This is a genomic window from Roseobacter sp. HKCCA0882 (assembly GCF_037805225.1).
GTDB lineage: Bacteria > Pseudomonadota > Alphaproteobacteria > Rhodobacterales > Rhodobacteraceae > M30B80.
Map to the genome: position 1 here is coordinate 359,840 of NZ_JBBLYI010000001.1, position 23,311 is coordinate 383,150.

A 23,311-nucleotide genomic window follows, 5' to 3' on the forward strand; every position below is an offset into this window, starting at 1 on the left:
CTCAAGTATGTGAGAGTAGTTCCATTACTTCTTCGGTACTACGCACTTTACCAAACAAACGTTGAAAGTTGCGCATCGTATTGTGGTGGAGGTCCTTATGTGTCGTCGCGCAAGCATCTTCCACGATGGTGACATCGTAACCTCTATCAGCAGCTTCTCGCGCAGTCGTTTCGACGCACATATTGGTCGAAACGCCAGTTACAAAAAGAGCGTTGCACCCAAGTGTTCTTAGAAGATGATCTATTCCTGTAGATGCAAATGCACCAATGGTCGTTTTTCTCACGATGTGATCATTTGGGCCGGGTTTTAGTTCATCTATAATTTCGTGAGATCGCGACCCTATGAAATTTTTCATGTCTAGAAATAATTCACGCATGTGAACAGGAGCATCTCTGCAATCGGGCATCGCTGCGCCGATTGTGATATAGATAATATGGCCGCTGGCTTTCCGAATGGTGTCAATTAGGCGTAAATTGTTTGGAATTACCAATTCATGAATGCGTTGAAAGCGCCAATCTGTAATTGTTAAACCTTCGCTTTTCATGCGCTGCGCTAGTGGTCCATCTCGATGCCCAGTCGCATATTGCATATCCACAATAAGCAACGCCGACTTGGTTGGGTCAATAGGGCGCACATTGTTGTAGGCTTGAATATAATCGGCAGTCTCGAGAACATCAGTCACGTCGGATCTCCAATTTTTTCTATTGTAACGGGAAATAGCTGCTCTAGAGCGCTCCAGTCATCTAATTCTAAGAGGTGGTATATTGAAAAAGTAAAAGCCTCACCCGCATCTAATTCAGGTGGAGTAATCGGAAACGCCAGATTGCCTCCAGTGGCCGACCTTCCGGGAAAACCGAAATGCAACAATTGTTGTCTGAAAGTTGCCAAAACTAACTTAGCTTTTTCAGAATTTTCAGCGATACATTCACACAGCAGAAAAATTTCTCGCGGCAAATTAACCGGAGGTTCAGGCCAATCTGTTACTCCGTCAATGCCGTAGTGCCTTATATTCAAACTCCACTCGCTGAATGGAATGATTTCCCTGACAACCTCTTCAACTTTATTTATGATATTTTTACTCTGCTTTATGAAATTGATGTCTGCATTTCCTGCGAGCATGACTGCCCGACTTCCCAGTTTTCGGGCGCCTTCTATTTTTATCCAGGGCTTGTCAGCGGCTTGCCAAGTTGCTCCTGATATTTTCACGCGCCTTTCGTCGATGGCTTCATATTTTGCATGTTTTAGGCATGCACGGCCGTTGGGTTCATGAATAAAGTAGGGATCAGACTGTTCGTAAAGTGCGTGGGCGGCTACGGATGTCGGAGTTGCGTGCATGGCCTCATTCATACTCTCGACCGTAAAACTGTCGCCGTCGAAAGTGGCGAGCATTGCATCACGCCCACCAGGTTCACAGCACAATGATGTACACTCAAGAATTTTCGCCATATGCACAGCGACGCCGGTGGGGAAGCCTAACATCTTTGGTATTACTGCAAACGGAGCGGTGTCGCATGCCCTTCCAGCTACAATCACGTCTGCTCCCAACTTTAATGCGCGTTCGAACGGTCCCATACCTGCTTGACCGACAATTACTTCGGTTTGTTTGAGTGTGTTTTCATCCAAGTCAATTGGACCAATGGGCTTAAGTTTTTGATTTAGCAGTGAGTGTTCAACTAGATCATGTGGGATGACGGAGCGGATGATGCCGAGTTTAAAATGGAGTTTGTCTTCGACGGCAATTTCTTTCAAAATTTTAAGAACAACGTCTAGATGCACGTCCGCTCCTGCTGTCCCTGCACTTCCTATTAGTAAGGGAACACCCAGCTGTTGCGCGCCATGAAGAACCAACCGCATATCTGAGCGTACTAAAACTTCCGGAGCTGCGATTTTGTCGGTTGCTAAATACGTTGGTCCTGGATCAACAGATCCCATATCTGCCGCTATAACATGCGGTTTAGATTTGATTCCGCGCTCAAAGCTCTTCTTTGGAATTCCAAAGCCAAGTTGCCCTGAAGCAGATAATATCCTTAATGGACCTGGGTTTTGTTCCCGCAATTTAAGCAGCCGTTCAAGCGCGCTCATACTAAAATCCCCAACAGTGGTCCATGCTGTTGACTGCCGTACACATCACGGTCACCTGGCGAACCGGCTATAATCTTACGCCTAAGAACTATCTTTATGGCCAAAGCAGTTTGATATGGAATGATTTCCAAGTCAGCGATTTTACAGCCATACCTCTGGCAAACAGAATTTGGCGTTAGTGATGAGCGGCCCAGAACAAATTCTTCATTAGTATTGAACAAAATATCTATTGTTAGCAGTGTGGGGCCTGCGTTTTTTGAACGGATAATTTTAGCGACATCTGCCAAACTCCTTTTCATGTCCATCCCCACAAGTGTCTCAAATGATTTGATACTTCACCCGCAGTAGCTTTCCATATCCCGTCTATGTTCGTTAAGTTTTGTAGCGCCATTTTAAGATATCTAATCCTATGTGGCTGTCCTATCACCCAGGGGTGCAGAGATAAAACGAATGAACGGCCGCCTTCTTTTGCGAGGCTGATTGCAGCTTCATTAACCAAATCAGGATACCTGTCGTTTGGCACTTTACGTAGCCATAGCGCCGTAACGTCATCCCATTCCATTTGGTTCGGGATAGATAGAATAGGAGGTTTCGTAGTCATCGGATATGGTTGATCATCATTCGGCCAATCAAGGATGTATTGATAACCCGCGTCGCTTAATAAATGCGGAGTCCTATCGCTTTCACCGCTGTCTGGGCCCAACCAGCCGATCGGCTTTATGCCTAAAACTCTTTCAAATGTGTCAGTGGTACGAGTTATTACCGCCCGTTCTTCTTCTTCATTCATCGCTGAAGACAGCATTCGTGTCTGTGCTTCACCGTGTGCCACAAATTCATATCCCCGGCCTCGGAATTCATTAACAAGTTCAGGGTAACGCGATAACGCCAATGAATTTGCAGCTACTGAGACCCTCATTTTGAAAGCGTCGAGTAATTTAAGAATTCGGAAAACGCCTACTCTGTTGCCATATTCTCTTTGAGTAAATGGTCTATATTCTGGGAAGTAGAAGCCATATTCCCCCGTAAATCTATTGTCCCTTATCGCTTGATCAGGTGGCTGCAATTCCCAATATTCCAAGTGTAGAAGGACTGTGACCGCAAGTTTTTTGTTGCATGGCCAGTCAAGAGGCGGCCTACGCGTGATTGGTGAAAACTCGTAAATATCATGATCCATTCCTCTACGGGGTTTTGTCATGATGCTTCTCTAGCTTTGTGCCATGCGATGTGATCAGCGCAATTTCTTAGGTACCAATCAGCAATTTCATCACCAGTGGCGATCCAAACTTTGTCATGTTCTTTGATGTACTCTAACAGCCGTGCGAGATGTCCTATTCGATGTGGTTGGCCCATCATGTACGGATGCAAAGCAAGGCATAAAACTTGCCCACCTTCGTCGTACAAAGTATCGAACGCGTCTTTAGCAAATGTGTAATAATCCAACGCCTCAAATTGCTGGCGATGTAAGATTGAGTCATTGTAATCCATTGAATATGGAATTGTGATCAAAGAACCCGTTCGGACCCTTAGGGGGAGAGGCTGATCATCATGGTGCCAATCGCAGTAGTAGGTTATTTTGGCTTCAGCGATCAGATCAGGCGTATTAAGCGTGTAAGATGCCGCTGGTGAGAACCAGCCGCTTAGTGTTTTACCGGTGAGTTCACCGTATAAAGTGACGGCCTCCTCAATTTCCGCTCTTTCCTCATGTTCTGACATGTCCCAATGGTACCTAGTATTATACATCCCATGGCACATGATCGACCAGTTTCGTGCTTCCATGGCCTTAAAAATTTCAGGATAATGGACCCAATTTGCCATTGATAATGAGACTGTTGCGCGTATTTCAAAACGGTCAAAAAGGTCAAACATGCGCCAAATTCCGACCCGATTTCCGTAGTCTCTTGTGCCATACCCAATTATGTCGGGGTGCTTCATTCGTGGCCATGGATCGCGCTTTTTGGATGGTCGCGGCAAGAATTCATAGTGCTCAACATTTGGCACTACCCAGATTGCAATTTTTGCATCATTTGGCCACCTAAGTTGTGGCCTTTTTGATATTGGAGAAAAAGGAGCTCTGTCTGCAGGATCGAAGTTGAACTCATTCAACATGCCTCTACTCCCAAATCAAAATTGATTATAGTTGACGCTAATTGGTATTCACTGTCAAACAATCTAATCAATATTTCGCTGCATCAAACGCCAACAAAAAAGGTAGAATATTAGGGTGGCGACACAATAATAACTCCATGAGGATGATATCGAAAATCTAGATTTCACTGGTCGCTATGGGAAGTGGATTGTACTAGCCGGGGTGTGGCTGATTTACTTTTGCTTTGGCATTAATATCGCCTCAATGGCCCCGTTGATCGCTCCGATAAGCGAAGAGTTGGGGGTCGGCTTTTCAAGTATGGGGCTGATACTTGGGGCGTGGCCACTTACTTACATCATTGCTTCGATACCATCCGGGATTTTGCTTGATCGGTTTGGTGCCCGTAGGATGCTTTTCGTGGCTGCTTTGATAATGGCGGCGTCGATGATTGCGCGTAGTGCTGCAGTTAATTCATTCCAAATGTTTTTCGCTGTTTCAATCTTGGGGTTTGGTGGACCACTAATTTCTGTCGGCGCCCCTAAGGTGATAGCTGGGTGTTTTAAGGGTCCATCGCGTGCAAGCGCGATGGGGGTATATGTAACTGGTCCATACCTTGGAGGACTGGTGTCTCTGTCTCTTATGAATAGTGTTGTTATGGTATTTGTGGATCAAAACTGGCGCGCTGCAATCTGCATTTTTGCTCTATTCACGTTGATGAGTGGCATGCTTTGGTTAATCGCCACAAATATTAAAGGTGTAAAAGTAGCTGAAGATGCAGACGGTAAAAAATTTAATTTATTGGCATTCTTCGAATTGATCGGTTTACGTCCTGTTCAACTTATTTTGTTAATGAGCGTGGGAATATTCTTTATCAACCATTCATTGAACAATTGGCTGCCAGAAATTCTGGTCAGCCGTGGCCTTGATCGAGTTGCAGCGGGATATTGGGCGTCAATTCCGTCAATCATCGGGATCCTCGGTGCACTAATAATCCCTCGGTTAGCTGTTCCAAAGTATCGTTTGAGTGTGATGGCAGGTCTTTTTATTGCCACATTTACAGCCAGCCTGTTGTTGCAGACCGATGCTGGTCCCTTAATGTTTATGGGCCTGTGCATTCAAGGATTGGCTCGCGGATCTATGATGACCGTTGCGATACTCATACTTATGGAAACGCCAAAAGTGCCTGCTGATCGCCTTGGGTTGGCGGGAGGGTTGTTTTTTACCGTTGCTGAAATTGGAGGTGTATTGGGACCTGTCTCATTCGGTATATTGTCCGATTTGACCGGCTCCTTTGCCCCTTCACTCGCATTAGTGACCACGATAAGCGCAACGCTAATAGTCGTCTTGATCGCATTGCATCATGTTACACCGAAACAATATCAGTAATGACCTCCTATGTGAGAGATGGTACGCATTAAATTTTTTTAGGTTGCTTCAGCAAGCTATTAAGCCAGTACACGCAATGGATTTCGATCTTGAGAGTCTATTGACAACTCCGCAGTGCGCTACACACTGTAGTGTGTATTAAATGGGCTTGGTCGTTGGATCCTACTGATCGGATTTCTTGTGAAAAAGCATCCAACCATTTGATGACTGAAAGTTAACGCGGAGAAGTCCGCATAAGGTAAACGAAACAAAAGCTTGGCTGTAAAAGCCAGGACAATCAGGGAGAAGTTTTGTCATGAATATGATCAAGCTTATAGGTGCTGCGGCACTTACATCGGTTGTTTCGACAAGTGCGTTTGCAGACGTCACTTTGCGTTGGGGCCACTATTTGGGAGATTCCCCCTTCTTGCAGGCGGAAAAGGATTTCGCTGCTGCAGTGACAGAACGCACTGAAGGGCGTGTAAATATTGAAGTTACTTATGCGGGTGGCCTTGGCGGCGGTGCTGAGTTACTAACATTGGCTGGAAGAGGCGCAATTGATATGGCTTCAGTTGTCCCCGGCTACTATCCTGATCAACTTCTTTTCTGGAAAACCTACCAGCTGCCGTTTACGTGGGGATCGCCCCGTCAGGTGATGGAAATTGCAGCTTCTGCATATGAGGCACTTCCGCAGTTTAGAGCGGAGCTAGACAGTTTCGGCGTGACATTCCTCTTCCAACAGCCCCTAGGTTCATACTACATGACCGGCCCAGATGCTAACTGTGACAACGTAGCGGGCCTAGAAGGCAAGAAGATCCGCTCATTTGGCTCGGACATTCCGTTGGCTCATGAAGCTATCGGCGCTGTTCCCGTGAGCATCGGTGTTGGTGATATTTATGAGGCATTGCAGCGTGGATCGCTCGACTATTCGTTCATCAACCGAGGCAATATCCTAGCTAATCGTCTCTACGAACCTGGAACATATAGCTGTGGGCCAGTCATGTCGATCTCAGGGCACTTGATTGTAATCAACAGTGACAAGTGGGCTGAAATTTCTTCGGAAGACCAGGCTATAATGCTGGAAGAGGCTCGGATAGCGGGTTCAAATTATATTGATAATATCGAAGCAGCTGAAGCCGCTGCAGGCGAACAAATTGAAGCGAATGGCGGTGTGATTGTCCCATTCCCTGCTGATGAGTTCGCGGCATGGCAAGCGGCTGCACCTAATTTCCTTAACCGTTGGGCCGAAGACATGGCATCTCGTGGCCAAGGCGATGCTGCCGCGGAAGTCGTTGCCTACTTCAACGAACAAATCGGTGGGTAATACCTATCAAACGTTGGTTATGGCGGACTTCTTTTCGCCATAACCTGAACATCGTAAGCGTGGAAAATTTGATTGAAACTTCTTTTGAAAATTTCTGAACGCCTAGCACTGATAGTTCTGCTGATAGGCGGAGTCGGCATGATTATGTCGACTTTTTTAGGTGTAGCAGATGTGGTGGGCACACAAGTGTTGAACGTGCCAGTCCCTGGTCCCAGAGAGCTAACTGAAAGCACCATGGTGTTGATAGTATTTGGTGCTTTGACGTTTGCGCAGATCCGCCGTGCTCACATTCGAGTAGAGATAGCTTACCTCGCAGTCGGTCCTCGATTTCGTGCAGTGATGGATGTTGTGACTGACGTTGCAGCGATAATTTTTTTCTCGCTTATAGCTTGGCAGGGCCTTTTAGAGGCGCAATACTCCATCAAGATTGGTGAAGCCACTTCTGGTTTGATCCGTTTCCCACTATGGCCTGCAAGATTCACGCTGGTTGCTGGCGCATCCTTAATAATTTTGAGGCTTGTCTTGGACTTAATTATCGATTGCGGACGAGTTAGATCTGGTGAGCCACAGCCTGCACCCTCGATCTGACGCAAATCAGTAACAATGTAGATAAGGCAAGTATAATAATGTTAGACACTGGCACCACCGGAATTATCGTCGGTATCTTGCTATTTTTTATGCTTACCTTCGGCGTTCATATCGGCGTAGCCCTTGGGCTTTCTGGTGTGGTTGGAATATTCCTCGCAATAAACCCTCAGGCGTCTTTTGCTCAAGTTGCCACAATACCATTTTCTACCACTAATTCTTTTACTCTAGCGGTTATCCCTCTGTTTATCTTGATGGGAGCGCTTGCAAGCCAAGCCGGACTTACTACTGATCTATATCGTGCTGCTTACAGATGGCTCGGCCGAATTTCAGGTGGTTTGGCGATGGCTACAACACTCGCGTCGGCGATATTTGGAGCTGCTTGTGGTTCAACTATTGTGAATGCAGCTGTTTTCACAAAAATGGCGATGCCCGAAATGACCAGATTTGGTTATGATAAGCGTATATCTGCCGGTTGTATTGCAGCATCAGGAACCCTAGCCTCACTGATCCCTCCATCAGTTTTGATGATTGTTTATGCTGTTATTACAGAGCAGTCAGTTGCTCGACTGTTGATTGCCGGCTTAATACCGGGGATCCTGTCAGCAGCCATTTACATGCTCGGGATTTATTTCATTGCCCGGCTTTACCCAAAGTTATGTCCAATCCCGGATGAGCGTTTCACATTAAGAGAGAAAATAAGCTCATTGAAGGGTGTGTGGGGCATAATGGCCTTATTCACATTGGTAATTGGTGGAATTTACCTTGGGTTTTTTGTGCCGACCTACGCGGGTGCTGTAGGAGCATTTGGTGCCTTTATGATTGTTTTACTAAAAGGCCGAATGAATAGCCGAGCCTTGATTGAAACATTTAAAGACGCTGGAATTACCACATCAACTATTTTTATAGTGGTGATTGGTGGAATTATATTTGCTAGGTTTTTAACCTACACAGGGTTAGTCCGTGATGTGTCCGACTGGATGCTTGCAATGGAACTGGCTCCTCTCACATATCTGCTGGCTTTTGCAGGATTATATCTCATTTTGGGAATGCTTATTGATCCCATTGCAATCATGGTTATGACCCTTCCAATTATGTTTCCGGTCATGACGAGCGTGGGTTATGATCCAATTTGGCTGGGTGTAATTTCTATTAAATTGGCTGAAATAAGCCTGATTACCCCACCAGTTGGTTTAAATGCGTATGTTGTACGAAGTTCGTCGCCGGTACCTTTGACACTCGAGCAAGTTTTTGCAGGTATCACGCCCTTCCTGGTAATGGACGTGTTAACTCTTGCGCTGTTAATAGCATTTCCATCGATAGTAACGTTTTTGCCAAATCTGATGAACTGATCAGCGCATCATAGCGTTGGTCAATGTGCGCCTGAAGCTATTGCGATTTAGCAATTAACTTGCGGTAGTTTTGGACTTTCCTGCGATGAACCCCAACACGGAGGCTGAAAGTAAGCCATTGCCGGACAAATATCCACTATCACCTGCTCCAGATACGCCACATGCTGCTCCGCCCGCGGCATGTAGGTTTTGAAAGCATCCACCTGAGGTGTGACGCACCAATGCTGTTGCAGGGTCAACGTCTAATCCGCCCTGTGTATGGAATAGAGCACCGGTAACCTTAACAGCGTGAAAAGATGGCATAAGTTTCGCATTAGCCCATTCTCTTCCGAAGCGATCAGTGCCGCCATATGGGATGTCTAAAATGTTACTTTCTAGACTGCCGCTTGGTAGGTTGCATTTGGTTTCCAGTTCTTCAGTTGTGCTTGCGGAAACAATCGCACCTTGCGCTTCTGCGTCTTTAAAATCGGAAAATTGCCGAGCAATTTTTGCGATTTTACTGTCAAAAATAGTCCAAGCTATACCTTCGGGTTGGGATAGGACTGCGCGTGCTGCTTCAGAATACCCTTGCGCTTCATTCCAAAAACGCTGTCCAGAAATATTTACCTGAAACCCACCCTGCATAATTACTGCCCAGGTAATTAAAATGCCATGCGGAAAAGCAACGTTACCGTGACCTTGATATGCTGATAAATGTTTTGTTGAGGCCCCTAATCCTTGCCCCCAAATCACTGCATCGCCCTGATTTCCGCTGTGACCAAACCACAAACCGCGATCTATTTCTGGCATGTGTTTAGACACCATCGTGCGATTTCCTCCGAAGCCGTTGCAAGCTAATATGACCCGATCGGCTGAAACGGTTTCGAAAGTTCCATCTGGCAATCGTAAACGGGCACCAAAAACCGTTTTATCAAGAGCATATAGAGCGTCTGCGCGCCTTTGGCATATCAATGGTATCTCAAGTTGTTCTATGCGCGAGCGTAAGCTGTTGATTAGTTCTACACCTGACCGGCTGGGTAAGCCGTGCATTCGCCTTTCAGAGTGCCCAGGGTAGTCAAAGTCTTCCACCAATGAAAATGGCAAGTCATGTTGTTCAATCAGCCACTCAATGACCTTGGCTGATCCTTCTGAAAGCACACGTTCGAGTTCGAAATCGTTTTCCTGTTTCGCTTTTTTTCGAATGTCATTTGCAAAAATTTCAGGATTGTCATTAATTCCCGCGTTTTTTTGGAGTTTTGTTCCTGCGGCGGGTATCAAGCCTGCGCTTAGGGCAGTTGATCCTGATGGCACTGGATCGGCCTCGATTATCAGTACGTCCTGGCCCGCTTCATATGCAGAAAGTGCAGCAATCATGCCGCAAGCTCCCGCTCCGATTATCAACGTTTCTATATGTATATCGTAGTTATCCAGAGGCGCTTCAATCACCGGGTATGTCCTTGAATTTTTCGTCCAGCGCTGACATTTCTTGTAGCCCAATAATGTCATTCAGTTCTGTAAAATTGTACATACGATCTTTATATGCCTGGGTAGAGCCTGTCCTCGAAAGAGTTTCATAGTATTCTCTTGCTGTTTTTGCCAAAGCTCGGACTATCCCGCCGGGAAAGATTACTATATCGAAACCCATTTCTTCGAGCTCGTCTGAGGAAAATTCAGGTGTTCTGCCGCCTTCTACTACGTTTGCGACCAACGGCGCACGTCCACCTAGACGCTTTGTGATTGTATTAAGTTGTTCCTGGGTGTTCGGCGCTTCCACAAAAATTACGTCAGCACCGGCCTCTAGATACAAAGTGGCTCGGTCTAAAGCTGCCGTTAGCCCCTCAACAGCGATTGCATCTGTCCGCGCAATTACAAGCGTATCTTTTGATCGTGCGTCAACCATCGACGAGATTTTTGCCACCATTTCTCCTGGTGATATGAGGGACTTGTTTGAAAGATGGCCGCACTTTTTGGGAAAGATTTGGTCTTCTACTTGTAAAGCCGCGGCTCCGGCGCGTTCATAGTTCAACATGGTCCGCCGAGCATTCAAAGGATTTCCGAACCCGGTATCTGCGTCCACTATTACCGGCAAGCTTGTTTTGTCTGAAATTAGCGCCAAAGTCTCGGCCATTTCGGTTGCTGTTGTTAGGCCAAAATCCGGTTGTCCTAAGCGTGTGTAAGCGACAGCCGCTCCAGACAGGTATAGCGCTTCGAACCCACATTGAGCGGCTATGGTTGCACTAAGCGCATCGAAAACTCCTGGCGCAATCAGGATCTCTTTTTTGGTTAGCCGTCGCCGTAAAGTCATTCGATTTTTTTAATAAGGCTAAGGGCGTCTGCACAGCTCAAAACCTCTGAAACGGTGCTAAGAGATGTCACGGTGGCATCGTGAACTTGAGAGTTAAACGCTGCGCATCCGTCAGATAGCAAGATTGTGTGGATGTCGCGAAGATGCGCGTCTCTTACAGTGCTGGCCACACCACCGTTTGTGACAATGCCCCCTATGATGAGTGTGTTAATATCTTGGTGGTTTAAAATATATTCTAACCTGGTTTGGTAGAATGCCGAGTAGTTCACCTTCTCAATTGTAAAATCCGCTGGCGCTAGTTCATTCACTAAATTATGGCCGAAGCCTCCCGGTGCAAAATCACCTTTACCCAAGAATGGCCGTAATTTTTTTAAATGAGGGGCAATAAGAGGTTCGCCACCTCTACCCGGCACTAATGTGAATTGTGCAGAGATGTATGTTCCGCCTGCATTTATCAGTGCGTCTCTTATAGGTTTAATCATCTCCGGTAATTTTAAAATTGCCTCTGCTGATTGATTGGCGCGCCCGTAAGCACCATCAGCGTGTAAAAAATCATTTTGTAAATCGATAGTAAGAAGCGCTGTTTTGCTCGGATTCATGATTTTGACCTTTCAATTAGGGTATTACCATAATCGTCAATGCGGCCGACAAGCTCTGGTTCGATAAGAACTGTGGTGTCTGGCTGTTCGAGTATGGCTGGTCCAGGAATTACGGCTCCAACTGGCAATTCCAGCCTGTCATATATGTTAGTATCATACCATTGATCGCCAAAGTGCACCGAGCGCGTCCCTTTAAATGCTTGTTTAATTGACCCTCCCTTGGGTGCTAATGTCGCCAAGTCAAAGCGAGGTCGTTTCCCGGTTACAGAAGTTCTAATATTGATTATTCGTCTCACACCGTTTTCAAGCAAGCGGCCGAAGGTTTTTTTATACTCCAGATCAAATGCATTACTAATCTGATCCAGTGATGGTACCGCTACGACTTCATTACTTACATTAATGTCGATTGGAACATTTACCGTATGTGTTTGACCTTGATACGCCATATCGAAGGTGAAAGATGTAACCCTGCTTTCAAAGTTAGTTCCTGCCGCATCAAGAGCCCGGTGTCCTTCACGGACATGATTTTGTAAGTATTCAAAAATTACTGCTGGATCTGTGTCATTCACTCCGGAATTAAGGGTTTGCACAAAATCCTGACGCATATCGGCGATCACGCAGCCCATTGCAGACGTCACTCCTGGATACCGCGGTACAATAGCTTTTGCTAAACCTACCTCTTCCAACATTGCACACGCGTGTAATGCTCCACCCCCTCCAAACGGCATAAATGCGAACCGTTTGGGATCAAACCCACGTTCGATAGAAACCAATCTTAAGGCACCTGCCATTCGGCTATTGGCGACACGCAAAATAGCCTCTGCTGCTTCGATGGCAGTAAGGCCTAATGGGTCTCCAACATGCGTTTCGATTGCCTTTGATGCGGCAAGCACATCAAGCTTTTCAATTTTACCACCGATTGGGTTTTCTGGATCAATTCTGCCTAGTACAACATTTGCGTCTGTTACCGTTGGTCGCGTATTGCCTTGTCCATAAGCGACTGGTCCAGGGGTTGAGCCTGCGCTTTCAGGCCCAATATTTAAAAGTCCGCCTTTGTCTACCCATGCGATTGATCCACCACCGGCGCCAATGGTTGTAATCTCTATCATTGGTGAACGCACGACCATTCCAAAGTCGATTGAGGTTTGCGAAGATAACATGCTTTGGTTGTTTGCAATTAGTGAGACATCAAATGATGTCCCGCCCATGTCGCCCGTTATTATGTCTGGTAACCCTGCTGCTTCAGCAATGTAGCCAGCTGCAATTACGCCAGCTGCGGGCCCAGACAATGCGGTCCTGATTGGAAGTTTCGCGGCGGTATCCACCCCCATAACGCCACCATTTGACTGAACGATTAGAAACTCGCCTGAAAAACCACCTGTGCTTAAAGCCTTTTCAAGCCGATTTAGATATCCAGACACCTCTGGTTGCAAATAAGCGTTCAGGGCTGTGGTCGAAAACCGTTCAAATTCTCTAATTTCAGGCAGTATCTCGGAGGACGAAGCCACATGTGCGTTGGGCCACATTTCCCGCACAGCAGCTACCGCTCTGTCTTCGTTCTCACTATTCGCGTAGGAATTAGCGAATAATATTGATATCGCGCTACACCCCAAGTCCAGCAACTCTTGAGCTGCTTTCCGTACCGCAGGCAAATCTACGGGTGTCCTGATAGTTCCATCAGCCAAGGTTCTCTCAGAAACTTCTAACCGACAATTACGTTCAGCGATTGGAATAAAATTGCCTCGCAACCCCCAGGTTTTAGGACGATCGCGCCGCCGCATTTCCAAAACATCTCGCATGCCTTGTGTGGTAATGACGCCAATTTTTGCGCCTTTACGTTCCAATAACGCATTTGTACCAGCAGTGGTCCCATGTACTACCACAGATAGGTCGCTGAAATTATTGACTAGGGAACGTATTCCACTGAGGAAACCGTCCGATTGATCCGGACGTGAGGTTGGGACTTTGGTGACTTCAGCAGTGCCAGATTTCTCGTTGAGCGCAAATATGTCAGTGAATGTACCCCCAACGTCGACGCCAATTATGATCTCAGTCATATAGTGACCTCCTGCCAGGCGGAACCATAATCTTCGGTGGCTTTCTCTGCAGTTATGTATCCTGCTGCAACATCCCGCGCCACGCTTTCTGCTGGCCTTTTCGAGGGTGTTCCATAGCCACCACCACCCGGAGTATCCAAACGCACGGACTGACCCTGCTTGAGATTTATTCCTACCATTTTGGAGGTCATGGGTGGGTTTTGCCAGCCACCGTCCTGTTCATAAGTAAATACATTTAAAGCTGCATTCCCGCCGCCAACTACACCGGAAGGGGCGTATTTTCCGCGTTCGCCAAAAAGAAAGGCTTTAGCTCCACTCTCTTCTAGAACCTCAATTTCGTAGGTCGCGCCAAGTCCCCCGCGATACATTCCTGAACCCGCGCTGTCCGTTCTAAGGGCCCATTTTCGGAACATAACAGGGTACGCCGCTTCAAGAATTTCCAACGGTGGGATCGTAGCTGTGGAAATAGGAGCATTACCATGGTTGAGGCCATCGCTTTCATTTGATCCCCCATGCCCTCCGCCGTAGAAACTAAACATCACCCATGGTTGACCATTTTTGCGCTTGCCGGATATCGATAAAGCATTGATTGTGCCATAGGCGTTTGCGACGACGCGCTCTGGCGCGGCCTGAGCGGCCGCTTGGAAAATTACGTCAATCATTCGCAAAATTGTCTCTGTGTAGCCGCCTACAGGTGCTGGAAATGGAGCTGAAAGCAGTGAGCCTTCTGGAATTACGATATTAATTGGTCGCATAACCCCTGAGTTTGCAGGCAGATTAGGAAACATATGTTTTATCGCAACATAAGCTGTTGCTATCGCAGTCGGGAGAGCGATGTTCACAGGCCCCGCACAGCGCGCAGCAGTTCCTTCGAAATTTAAAGACATAGTGTCATTTTTAATTTCGAGGCACACTTTTATCGGTAAGGAAGTGTCAGAGACACCGTCATTATCTAGATAATCAATCGCTTCCCAGCGCCCATCTGGAAGTTCTTTGAGCTCCTCGCGCATTAAAATTTCGGCGCGATCTTGAAGTGCATTCAAAGCGGATTTAACCGTGTCGGGCCCGTACTCGAAAAGTAGTTCATCTAATCTTTTTACGCCAAGATCTAAGGCGCCTAGTTGGCCATTCAGATCGCCCTGCGCTGACTGCGGGAGCCGTGTGTTGCGCATCAAGATATCAATAATATCAGTCTGGAGCTCTCCTTCTTTCACCAATTTGACTGGTGGTAGTATGAATGCTTCTTGAAACGCATCTGTTGCTTCAGGATTATAATTCCCTGGGATTGCACCCCCAAGGTCATGCCAATGCCCAACTGATGCAAGATAGCAAAATAGTTCTCCATTATTGAAATAAGGCCGTACTAATCGCATGTCATTTAGGTGGGTCCCACCGAGGTGAGCATCATTGAAAATATAGATATCGCCGTCCTTCAAATTGCCATCTTTAGAGGCTTTTTCGATAACGCTCTTCACGGCAAACGACATCACGCCTACGAAGATGGGGAGACCCGATTTCCCCTGTACCAAAGTGTCACCCGATTGAGGATGATAGAGGCCGTGTGAGGCATCATGTGCCTCCGCAATAATTGGGTTAAAGGCAGCTCGAAAGAGAGTGGCGTCCATTTCATCGGCTATTTGCTCCATCCGTCCAGCGAGAACAGCAAGTGTTATGGGATCTATATCTTGGGTCATTTTTTTATTTTTTCCTCACCAATATCGTTCCAAACATCCTGCTTAGAAATCACGCCCCGAATGACTTCAAATCTGTCTATAAAACGAATTCCCTCGAAGGGCTCGCCGTCAAGCCATTCTCCAGATAGCGTGCCCCGGCAATAAACTACAGCTTCATCGCCAGGTGATTGAAACGCTTCGAAACCGTCATATTTTTTTACAACATAACGATATCGTTTGGATGCCCAGTTAACTAGGTCCTCTAAACGGTGCATTGGCTGAGTACCGGGAAACGTCATTGAGAACTTCTCATCGAGGTACTCTTCGGCAGCTGCTATATCGCGTTGTTCCATAAGCGTTAGAAATTGACTTACAATTTCGCGTGGGTCTGGGAGCGCTGGTGCTGGTGATCTGTGAGAGCGGCCGCGCATGTATTCAGACTGAAGCATCTCATGTACCATCACAGTAACTGCATCCGGGCTAGCCGGCACAACAATTCTAACTGCATCCGTTAATGCCTCACAGATCCTCGTTTTTTCGCTCTCGGAATACCCCTCAATTAAATGAACCTCGACAATCGGCATGATAAAGACCTTCGTAGTTTGGTGAAGAAGAAGTTGCTTACGGCAGATTACTCAACTGAAGACCATAACTGGCGCTGATTTTTGAAATCACCCAGGCCCATCTCCATCGTGAATTGATACATATCAGAACGGTACCAAACCTCGATGTAATGTAGCGGACCGTCAGTTTCATTTCCTAGAAGACGTCGTAATTTCAGAACTGGCGCGTCTTCTGGCAACATTAGGTTCTGTGCTATAAAAGGGTTTGCTGCCTCGCATGAGATAGTTTGGCGCGCCCATTCGGTGGTGAACCCGCCTTCTTCTATCAGCTGATAAACCGGTTTTTTGGACAATTCTTCCTTAGTCCAGGATTTCCCAACTTTTTCAGGGCTATAGCTGAGAACGTATGAGAATGGATCATTCTGATAGTAGCGCTTCCGATGAATTTGTCGTGCGTACTGAGAATTTGGTAAAGCCAAATGTTGTGCAATGCTGGGCGGCGGCTTTACCAAATCGACGGATAAAACTTCCACAGTGGTTGTGGCCGCAATCTTACGTAGGCTGTCCATTAACGCAGTGAAACCATCATTATTTGGCAGATTTGACGCAACATATGTAACGACAGTTCCGCTTCCCCGATGTCTTTCAACAAGCCCCTGCTGGGCAAGTTCATTCAGGGCACGCTTAATGGTGATCCTTGATACATCGAACTCTTTCGCAAGCTTCCCCTCGCTTGGGAATTTAAATCCGTCAGCCAGACTTCCTGAGATAATTCTATGCTTAAAATCTAAAAAAATTTGATGGTATAACGGTGTCGGGCTTTTCGTATCAACGTGCCCCGAGAACAATCCTGTCATGAATGGGCCTCGTCACCATTTATAGCGTGGCTGCTTTGACTAAAGCCCAAAGGAAGCCCTGCATCAGCGATGAACCCATAAATAGATGAACCTGAAATTTGTTCGGCTAATTTCTTTCGAACCTCAATAAGCTCCGGCAAGTTAATTCCAGTTTCATAGCCCATTGAGTGCAACATGAAGACCAAATCTTCCGTCACAATATTGCCACTTGCTCCAGGCGCAAAAGGGCATCCGCCTAAGCCTCCAAGAGAAGCATCGATCGTCGTGATCCCGCAATCTAACGCTGCTAAAGCGTTAGCCAAGCCAAGTCCGCGTGTGTTGTGTAGATGCACGCCAGTTACATTCGCCGGTCCAATAGCTTTTTGTACTGCTTTTAAATGATCTTTGACCATTTTAGGGTCAGCGTACCCAGTAGTGTCTGATAGGCCAATTTCATCGGCCCCTGCGATCATCAAACGTTCAGCCAGTTCAACGACGGTTTTTTGAGGTACGTTTCCATCAATTGTGCAGCCGAATGCGGTGGCAATGCCAATTTCTATATTTGCACGAGTTTCACTCGGTTGATCGTCTACGAGCGCCCTTATCTGTTTGACCTCTTCGATCATTTGTTCATGGGTGCGATTAACGTTGCGCAACGAATGGGTTTCGCTTGCTGATACTGGTATTGATAGTTTGTGAACGCCGGCCGCCACAGCTGCTTTCGCTCCTTGCAGGTTGGGCACCAAAGCAGCGACCTTCAATCCAGGAATAGTTAATGCAAATTCCACTAGCGCGGGCGTATCTTGCATTTGCGGTAATCGTTTGAAGCTTACGAATGAACCAACTTCAATTTCTGGTACTCCCGCAGCCGCTTCAGAAGCAATCCATTGCTTTTTGATTTCTAAATCTACCAAAAAATCGAGACTTTGAACGCCATCACGTGGGCCAACTTCGCTGACAGTTATCATTGTGGGTTCACTTTAAAATTGACATAATGGTATATCCTTATACCAAATGTAATAAAAGTAAACAGATCGGTGAGAAAATGGCTCAGTTGGATGGCATTCGTGTAGTTGAATTTTCGCACATGGTAATGGGGCCAACTGTCGGCATGATTTTAGCCGATTTGGGTGCTGATGTTGTCAAGGTCGAGCCTGTAGGAGGCGATAAGACCCGGCGGTTGCCAGGTTCTGGCGCAGGTTATTTCGCGATGTATAATCGCAACAAGCAGAGTATCACGGTCGATTTGAAATCGGAAAAAGGCTTAAGCGTGGTGCGCTCGCTTATTGCCGACGCCGATATTTTGGTTGAAAATTTTCGCGATGGTGCTCTCGATAAGCTTGGCCTGGGTTATGAAGAGGTACGTGAAATCAACCCAAGCATCATTTATCAATCCTGCAAGGGTTTCTTGTCTGGGCCGTACGAAAGCCGAACTGCACTGGATGAAGTGGCCCAGATGATGGGGGGGCTGGCTTACATGACCGGCCCGAAAGGAAGGCCGCTAAGAGCTGGAGCTTCGGTCATAGATGTCACAGGCGCTTTATTTGGTGTTATTGGCATTCTGTCCGCGCTAGTCGCTAGGAAGGACAGTGGGAAGGGCGCAAACATTCGTGCATCTTTGTATGAAACTACGGCTTTTTTAGTTGGGCAGCATATCGCTCAAGGAGCAGTAACAGGCACAGAGGCTCCTCCAATGCCTGAACGGATTTCAGCTTGGGCTGTGTATGATGTTTTCGAAACGCTTGACAGTCAAATGTTCGTTGCTGTTGTGAGTGACGGACAATGGAAGTCTCTTTGCAGGGCATTCTCATTGATGGATTGGGAAAGCGATAACGCGTTGGCTACCAATGCAGGCCGGGTGGCGAAAAGGAAGGTTATAATACCACGACTTCGTGAAATATTTGGAGCCCTGGATAGTGAAGCTTTGGGCGCTCGCTTAGAGACCATTGGTCTTCCGTACGCACCAATTCGAAAACCAGATGATCTTTTGACCGATCCTCATTTAAATGCTCATGGTTTGCTGCCGATGGAGCTTCCTGATGGTAAACAGATCAAGTTACCTGCGCTACCTTTAGAAATAGATGGTGTTCGACCTCAGGTTCGACTGAACCCGCCCAGAGTAGGGGCGGACAATGATAAGATTTATTCGAAATTGGGTTTTATCCCACCGTCAGAAGAGTAGATTTTAAAAATGGGGCAAACTCTTTACCAGAAGCTCAGAAAACTTCACGAAGTGCGTCAGTTTGATGATGGCTCATCGTTGATACTAATTGATCGGATTATGCTGCACGAACGCACTGGTTCGGTTGCATTGTCCAATATGTTGTCTGAAAATCGAAACATTGCAGCGCCAGAGACCGTTTTTTCGACTATTGATCACATCGTAGATACCAAGCCTGGTCGCCCAGATATCTCTAGAATGCCCGGTGGAATGATTTTTATTGAGGAGATGCATCGCGCTTCTCAAGTCTTTGGTATCCGTTTGTATGGTGCTGATGATGATCGACAAGGTATTGTACACGTAATAGCTCCAGAGCAGGGAATTGTTTTGCCGGGCATAACCATCGTTTGTCCGGACAGTCACACATGTACACTTGGTGCAATGGGAGCCTTGGCGTGGGGAATAGGTTCAACTGACTGCGAGCATGCTTTAGCCACAAGAACACTTAGGGTTCCTCAGTTCAAACAAATGCGCATCCGGTTGACTGGAAAAAAGCCACAATGGCTTACCGCTAAAGATATCGTAATAAATTTAATAAGTCGGTTCGGTGCTGATTTTGGGACAGGCTTTGTGATCGAATTTGCAGGATCAGCAATTGAGGAGATGGAAATTGAGGAGCGCTTAACTCTTTGCAATATGGGTGTAGAGTTTGCAGCATTCACAGCAATTATAGCGCCAGATCACAAGACTATTGAGTATACACGGGGGCGGCCTTTTGCTCCGAAAGATGAGGATGGATTGATTGCGGAGGCGCATTGGGCGTCATTGATTAGTGATGTAGATGCATCATTCGATGTTGATCTTGAAGTGGATGTTGCAGAAATCGCACCAATGATAACTTGGGGTACCAGCCCCGAACATGCCATCGCTATTGATGAGGTTTTGCCCGATCAACGTTCAGATTTTGCCGATGTATTTAAATATATTGGTTTAAAGCCTCATGAACCAATTCGTGGACAAGCAATAGATGGTGCATTTATTGGATCCTGTACCAATAGCAGGTTAAGTGATCTTCGACGCGCTGCGAACATATTAAAGGGTCGAAAAGTTAAGTCTGAAATTAGAGCAATTTGTGCCCCTGGCTCTAAAGAAGTTAAGATATCTGCTGAAGCAGAAGGTTTGGATAAAATCTTTCTAGACGCAGGGTTCGAATGGCATGAAGCTGGATGTGCGTTTTGTTTTTATGCTGGTGGTGAGACCTTCCCACCAGGAAGTCGTGTCATCTCCTCGACCAATCGGAATTTTGAAGGACGTCAAGGGCCAGGTGTTTGCACACACATCGCCAGCCCTGAGACTGTTGCTTGGAGTGCGATAAACGGACATATCAGTGATGTGCGCGAGGCATACGAATGAAGCCATTTACGAACCATAGTGGCATCGCGCTCCCGTTGTTGACGGATAATCTTAACACTGATGTGATCATTCCATCGCGCGAGATGAAACGGGTTTCAAAGGTTGGGCTGGCAAATGGCCTCTTTGCCAATATCCGCTATTCAGATGGCAACAGAAAACCTGACCCTGAATTTCTTTTAAATCATCCAAATTATTGTGCCGCTTCTATACTAATTCTGGGTAGAAATGCAGGATGTGGTTCGTCGAGGGAGCATGCTGTCTGGGCTCTTGCAGATTACGGGTTCAAGGTAGTAGTAGCGGAAAGCTTTGCATCAATCTTTTATAACAATTGCGTCGCTAATGGTGTTCTACCAATTACCCTCGATCGCCCATCAATAGAAGCTATCACTGAGTGGGTAAGAATGAATCCTACCTCACATCATTTGTCAGTGAACCTTGAGAAATGTACCCTCGCTACAACTGATAACAGTTTTGATTTTGTGATATCTCCATTGGCGCGCCGAATGCTTTTAAATGGTTTGGCTCCAATAGATCTCACACTTGAAGATAAGGGTTTGATCGATCGTTTCATCGCAGATGATATGCGGAGGCGTCAGTGGCTTTACAGGATCAGCGACTGAGTCATTAGGCTGTTTCGTGAAATTAACTCAAACCGGGTCCCGCTGTGTGTCTTTATTCGGCGACCGAATATGACTTACTTGACCTCGAATGTCGGGTCAAATATCTGTCAGATTATTGAGCGGGTATGGTGTAATGGTAGCGCCCTAGCCTTCCAAGCTAGTCGTGCGGGTTCGATTCCCGCTACCCGCTCCATCAAAACCTCCTTCATCTTATGATTTGCGATAGTTCTCAGCTGATCTGATGAATTCTATTTGCAGTGGGTCTATCACTATCCTCAGCCGTCCCTTGGATGTTAGGCGGAGCGCACGAGCAATGTCTAACCAAGTTTGCGTCATGACAGCATATATTCGTTCTGGGCGCTGGGTCGCTAAATGGTGCTTGGACTTTTATACATGTGGCAGAATATTACGGTCATCATTATTAATAAATTTCATACGGTTGATTGCACAGGGATAATGATTGATGCCTAAAACACCTGATTCATTGAGGTCATCTCGTTGGTTCGCCCCAGATGATTTGCGAAGTTTTGGTCATCGATCTCGAATGATGCAGCTTGGTTATGCGGAAGAGGAGTTCCGGGGGAAACCGATAATTGGTGTTTTAAACACTTGGTCAGAGATCAACTCGTGCCACGGGCATTTTCCTGAGCGCGCCAAGGAAGTTAAGCGCGGTGTGAACCAAACGGGCGGCTTCCCTATAGAGATGCCAGTTCTCAGTTTGGATGAACAATTTACAAAACCGAGTTCTATGCTCTATCGCAACATGCTGGCCATGGAGACTGAAGAGGTTATCCGCTCTCACCCCTTTGATGGGGTTATATTGATGGGTGGCTGCGATAAGACGACGCCTGCTCTGATTATGGGAGCGCTTAGCGCTGGAGTGCCATTCATCTATCTACCTGCGGGACCGATGCTACGCGGAAACTACGCCGGAGAGATCCTAGGTTCCGGTTCTGACGCTTGGAAATATTGGGATGAACGGCGCGCTGGCAATATCAACGATGAGCAGTGGCGGGGTGTGCAAGGCGGAATTGCTCGTTCTCATGGCGTCTGTATGACGATGGGCACGGCATCCACGATGACGACCATAGCGGATGCTATGGGGCTGACGCTTCCAGGAGCCTCCTCAATCCCGGCAGTTGATGCCAATCATTCGCGCATGGCAAGCGCTTGTGGCCGAAGGATCGTAGAAATGGTTTGGGAAGATGTCTCTATGCAAGACATTGTTACCTCGGCCAGTGTGAAGAACGCCGCCATCGTCGCCATGGCCACTGGCTGTTCCACTAATGCAGTGGTGCACCTCATCGCTATTGCCCGCCGCGCGGGGGTGGAACTGACGCTCGACGACCTCGACGCGTTGGGGCGTACTGTTCCCTTGCTCGCCAACGTTCGACCGTCAGGGAAGGACTACCTGATGGAGGATTTCTATTACGCCGGAGGGTTGCTTGCCATGATCAAGCAGATCGCAGACCGGCTCGACACATCGGCTGTTTCGGTCAACGGTCGAAGGCTAGCTGATAATATTGCAGATGCTCAGGTCTATAACGATGACGTCATACGCCCGTTGTCCAACCCGGTCTACCATGAGGGGTCTCTAGCGGTTTTACGTGGCAACCTCTGTCCGTCGGGTGCGGTAATTAAACCAGCCGCTTGCGATCCGAAATATCATATCCATGAAGGGCCGGCACTGGTCTTTGACAGCTATTCCGAGATGAAAACGGCGATTGACGACGAAGATCTTGAAGTTACGCCTGATCATGTTCTGGTCTTGCGTAATGCCGGGCCACAGGGTGGACCAGGTTTTCCGGAATGGGGGATGTTGCCGATCCCAAAAGCGCTTATAAAGCAGGGGCATCGCGATATGCTGCGCATTTCAGATGCGCGTATGTCTGGGACATCTTACGGCGCCTGTGTTCTTCATGTTGCTCCAGAAAGCTTTGTTGGTGGACCGTTGGCTTTATTAAAAACCGGCGACATAGTCCGAATGGACCTGCCGAACCGGTCGCTCAATATGATAGTTGATGACGCGGAACTAGAGCGCCGCAAAGCCGCCTGGATTCCCCCTGAACCTCGCTTCCAACGCGGCTGGGGATGGATGTTCTCCAAACATGTGGGGCAAGCCGATACCGGCTGCGATTTTGATTATCTGACACGCGATCACGGTCAAACTGCGGGTGAGCCTGATATATTCTAATGGAATAAAATCGCGACCTTGCGCATTGTGTTATCTCTGTCCAAAGGATGTCCTTCTGAAATGAGGCAAGAGATTATATTTGGGAAGTTTGGCCAACGCTCAATTGCAAATATTTAT

Annotated in this window: 21 protein-coding genes and 1 tRNA gene; 9 read left to right on the forward strand and 13 right to left on the reverse strand. The window is 47.0% G+C overall.

Annotated elements, in window-relative coordinates; genetic code table 11:
* Position 1 precedes the first annotated feature (1 nt).
* Genes AAC622_RS01860 through AAC622_RS01880 form a run of 5 tightly spaced genes read right to left on the reverse strand, consistent with a single transcriptional unit; the run spans position 2 to position 4,188 of the window.
* A complete protein-coding gene (locus AAC622_RS01860) occupies positions 2-682 on the reverse strand; it encodes a cysteine hydrolase family protein (protein ID WP_340254920.1) in 681 nt (226 codons plus the stop codon).
* Entirely contained in the window at positions 679-2,082 is a 1,404-nt protein-coding gene (locus AAC622_RS01865) for an acyclic terpene utilization AtuA family protein (protein ID WP_340260028.1), read from the reverse strand. Before AAC622_RS01865 ends, AAC622_RS01860 begins: the two co-directional genes overlap by 4 nt.
* A complete protein-coding gene (locus AAC622_RS01870) occupies positions 2,079-2,369 on the reverse strand; it encodes a DUF4387 domain-containing protein (RefSeq protein WP_340260029.1) in 291 nt (96 codons plus the stop codon). The genes AAC622_RS01865 and AAC622_RS01870 overlap by 4 nt, the downstream gene beginning before the upstream one ends.
* An 8-nt stretch (positions 2,370-2,377) precedes the next feature.
* Positions 2,378-3,277: a polysaccharide deacetylase family protein gene (locus AAC622_RS01875; RefSeq protein ID WP_340260030.1), complete on the reverse strand. Its 900-nt coding sequence runs from the start codon at positions 3,275-3,277 to the stop codon at positions 2,378-2,380.
* Positions 3,274-4,188: a polysaccharide deacetylase family protein gene (locus AAC622_RS01880; protein ID WP_340260031.1), complete on the reverse strand. Its 915-nt coding sequence runs from the start codon at positions 4,186-4,188 to the stop codon at positions 3,274-3,276. The genes AAC622_RS01875 and AAC622_RS01880 overlap by 4 nt, the downstream gene beginning before the upstream one ends.
* Before the next feature lie 202 nt (positions 4,189-4,390).
* On the opposite strand from AAC622_RS01880, the gene AAC622_RS01885 reads away from it, so the two are divergent.
* The 4 genes from AAC622_RS01885 (at position 4,391) to AAC622_RS01900 (ending at position 8,794) form a co-directional block, all read left to right on the forward strand.
* The gene (locus AAC622_RS01885; RefSeq protein ID WP_340260032.1) at positions 4,391-5,554 is read left to right on the forward strand and encodes an MFS transporter; all 1,164 of its coding nucleotides are present in this window, start codon (positions 4,391-4,393) and stop codon (positions 5,552-5,554) included.
* Positions 5,555-5,849: 295 nt separating this feature from the next.
* On the forward strand, positions 5,850-6,857 hold the full coding sequence (dctP, locus tag AAC622_RS01890) for a TRAP transporter substrate-binding protein DctP (RefSeq protein WP_340260033.1): 1,008 nt from the start codon (positions 5,850-5,852) through the stop codon (positions 6,855-6,857).
* A 72-nt stretch (positions 6,858-6,929) separates the two neighbouring features.
* Complete coding sequence (locus AAC622_RS01895; protein WP_340260034.1) at positions 6,930-7,445, forward strand: TRAP transporter small permease subunit; 516 nt, start codon at positions 6,930-6,932, stop codon at positions 7,443-7,445.
* A gap of 38 nt (positions 7,446-7,483) precedes the next feature.
* Positions 7,484-8,794, forward strand: coding sequence for a TRAP transporter large permease (locus AAC622_RS01900; protein ID WP_340260035.1), 1,311 nt, complete (start codon positions 7,484-7,486; stop codon positions 8,792-8,794).
* A gap of 54 nt (positions 8,795-8,848) precedes the next feature.
* On the opposite strand, the gene AAC622_RS01905 is transcribed toward AAC622_RS01900, so the two are convergent.
* The 8 genes from AAC622_RS01905 to AAC622_RS01940 are packed head-to-tail and all read right to left on the reverse strand — an operon-like array spanning position 8,849 to position 17,774.
* Positions 8,849-10,279 (reverse strand): FAD-dependent oxidoreductase, encoded by a 1,431-nt coding sequence (locus tag AAC622_RS01905; protein ID WP_340254947.1) that lies wholly within the window; start codon positions 10,277-10,279, stop codon positions 8,849-8,851.
* Positions 10,212-11,078 (reverse strand): isocitrate lyase/PEP mutase family protein, encoded by an 867-nt coding sequence (locus AAC622_RS01910; protein ID WP_340260037.1) that lies wholly within the window; start codon positions 11,076-11,078, stop codon positions 10,212-10,214. Before AAC622_RS01910 ends, AAC622_RS01905 begins: the two co-directional genes overlap by 68 nt.
* Complete coding sequence (locus AAC622_RS01915; protein WP_340254953.1) at positions 11,075-11,677, reverse strand: cysteine hydrolase family protein; 603 nt, start codon at positions 11,675-11,677, stop codon at positions 11,075-11,077. Before AAC622_RS01915 ends, AAC622_RS01910 begins: the two co-directional genes overlap by 4 nt.
* Positions 11,674-13,734 (reverse strand): hydantoinase/oxoprolinase family protein, encoded by a 2,061-nt coding sequence (locus AAC622_RS01920; RefSeq protein WP_340260038.1) that lies wholly within the window; start codon positions 13,732-13,734, stop codon positions 11,674-11,676. The genes AAC622_RS01915 and AAC622_RS01920 overlap by 4 nt, the downstream gene beginning before the upstream one ends.
* A complete protein-coding gene (locus tag AAC622_RS01925) occupies positions 13,731-15,428 on the reverse strand; it encodes a hydantoinase B/oxoprolinase family protein (RefSeq protein ID WP_340260039.1) in 1,698 nt (565 codons plus the stop codon). The genes AAC622_RS01920 and AAC622_RS01925 overlap by 4 nt, the downstream gene beginning before the upstream one ends.
* Entirely contained in the window at positions 15,425-15,991 is a 567-nt protein-coding gene (locus tag AAC622_RS01930; RefSeq protein WP_340260040.1) for a DUF4440 domain-containing protein, read from the reverse strand. The genes AAC622_RS01925 and AAC622_RS01930 overlap by 4 nt, the downstream gene beginning before the upstream one ends.
* A gap of 47 nt (positions 15,992-16,038) precedes the next feature.
* Positions 16,039-16,827 (reverse strand): GntR family transcriptional regulator, encoded by a 789-nt coding sequence (locus tag AAC622_RS01935; RefSeq protein ID WP_340260041.1) that lies wholly within the window; start codon positions 16,825-16,827, stop codon positions 16,039-16,041.
* A complete protein-coding gene (locus AAC622_RS01940; protein WP_340260042.1) occupies positions 16,824-17,774 on the reverse strand; it encodes a hydroxymethylglutaryl-CoA lyase in 951 nt (316 codons plus the stop codon). The genes AAC622_RS01935 and AAC622_RS01940 overlap by 4 nt, the downstream gene beginning before the upstream one ends.
* A gap of 26 nt (positions 17,775-17,800) precedes the next feature.
* On the opposite strand from AAC622_RS01940, the gene AAC622_RS01945 reads away from it, so the two are divergent.
* The 5 genes from AAC622_RS01945 to araD all read left to right on the forward strand — a co-directional run bounded on the left by AAC622_RS01945 (position 17,801) and on the right by araD (position 23,194).
* A complete protein-coding gene (locus tag AAC622_RS01945; protein ID WP_340260043.1) occupies positions 17,801-18,988 on the forward strand; it encodes a CaiB/BaiF CoA transferase family protein in 1,188 nt (395 codons plus the stop codon).
* A gap of 9 nt (positions 18,989-18,997) precedes the next feature.
* Entirely contained in the window at positions 18,998-20,380 is a 1,383-nt protein-coding gene (locus AAC622_RS01950) for a 3-isopropylmalate dehydratase large subunit (protein WP_340260044.1), read from the forward strand.
* Entirely contained in the window at positions 20,377-21,000 is a 624-nt protein-coding gene (leuD, locus tag AAC622_RS01955; protein ID WP_340260045.1) for a 3-isopropylmalate dehydratase small subunit, read from the forward strand. Before AAC622_RS01950 ends, leuD begins: the two co-directional genes overlap by 4 nt.
* Before the next feature lie 119 nt (positions 21,001-21,119).
* Positions 21,120-21,193, forward strand: a tRNA-Gly gene (locus tag AAC622_RS01960).
* A gap of 270 nt (positions 21,194-21,463) precedes the next feature.
* Entirely contained in the window at positions 21,464-23,194 is a 1,731-nt protein-coding gene (araD, locus tag AAC622_RS01965; RefSeq protein WP_340260046.1) for an L-arabinonate dehydratase, read from the forward strand.
* The last annotated feature ends 117 nt before the right edge of the window (positions 23,195-23,311 follow it).

Excerpts from the sequence above, each read along its gene's own strand:
- AAC622_RS01865 (WP_340260028.1), bottom strand. The coding sequence starts at position 2,082 with ATGAGCGCGCTTGAACGGCTGCTTAAATTGCGGGAACAAAACCCAGGT.
- AAC622_RS01875 (WP_340260030.1), bottom strand. The coding sequence starts at position 3,277 with ATGACAAAACCCCGTAGAGGAATGGATCATGATATTTACGAGTTTTCA.
- AAC622_RS01880 (WP_340260031.1), bottom strand. The coding sequence starts at position 4,188 with ATGTTGAATGAGTTCAACTTCGATCCTGCAGACAGAGCTCCTTTTTCT.
- dctP (WP_340260033.1), top strand. The coding sequence starts at position 5,850 with ATGAATATGATCAAGCTTATAGGTGCTGCGGCACTTACATCGGTTGTT.
- AAC622_RS01900 (WP_340260035.1), top strand. The coding sequence starts at position 7,484 with ATGTTAGACACTGGCACCACCGGAATTATCGTCGGTATCTTGCTATTT.
- AAC622_RS01905 (WP_340254947.1), bottom strand. The coding sequence starts at position 10,279 with ATGACATTATTGGGCTACAAGAAATGTCAGCGCTGGACGAAAAATTCA.
- AAC622_RS01910 (WP_340260037.1), bottom strand. The coding sequence starts at position 11,078 with ATGACTTTACGGCGACGGCTAACCAAAAAAGAGATCCTGATTGCGCCA.
- AAC622_RS01915 (WP_340254953.1), bottom strand. The coding sequence starts at position 11,677 with ATGAATCCGAGCAAAACAGCGCTTCTTACTATCGATTTACAAAATGAT.
- AAC622_RS01920 (WP_340260038.1), bottom strand. The coding sequence starts at position 13,734 with ATGACTGAGATCATAATTGGCGTCGACGTTGGGGGTACATTCACTGAC.
- AAC622_RS01925 (WP_340260039.1), bottom strand. The coding sequence starts at position 15,428 with ATGACCCAAGATATAGATCCCATAACACTTGCTGTTCTCGCTGGACGG.
- AAC622_RS01930 (WP_340260040.1), bottom strand. The coding sequence starts at position 15,991 with ATGCCGATTGTCGAGGTTCATTTAATTGAGGGGTATTCCGAGAGCGAA.
- AAC622_RS01935 (WP_340260041.1), bottom strand. The coding sequence starts at position 16,827 with ATGACAGGATTGTTCTCGGGGCACGTTGATACGAAAAGCCCGACACCG.
- AAC622_RS01940 (WP_340260042.1), bottom strand. The coding sequence starts at position 17,774 with ATGATAACTGTCAGCGAAGTTGGCCCACGTGATGGCGTTCAAAGTCTC.
- AAC622_RS01945 (WP_340260043.1), top strand. The coding sequence starts at position 17,801 with ATGGTATATCCTTATACCAAATGTAATAAAAGTAAACAGATCGGTGAG.
- AAC622_RS01950 (WP_340260044.1), top strand. The coding sequence starts at position 18,998 with ATGGGGCAAACTCTTTACCAGAAGCTCAGAAAACTTCACGAAGTGCGT.
- leuD (WP_340260045.1), top strand. The coding sequence starts at position 20,377 with ATGAAGCCATTTACGAACCATAGTGGCATCGCGCTCCCGTTGTTGACG.
- araD (WP_340260046.1), top strand. The coding sequence starts at position 21,464 with ATGCCTAAAACACCTGATTCATTGAGGTCATCTCGTTGGTTCGCCCCA.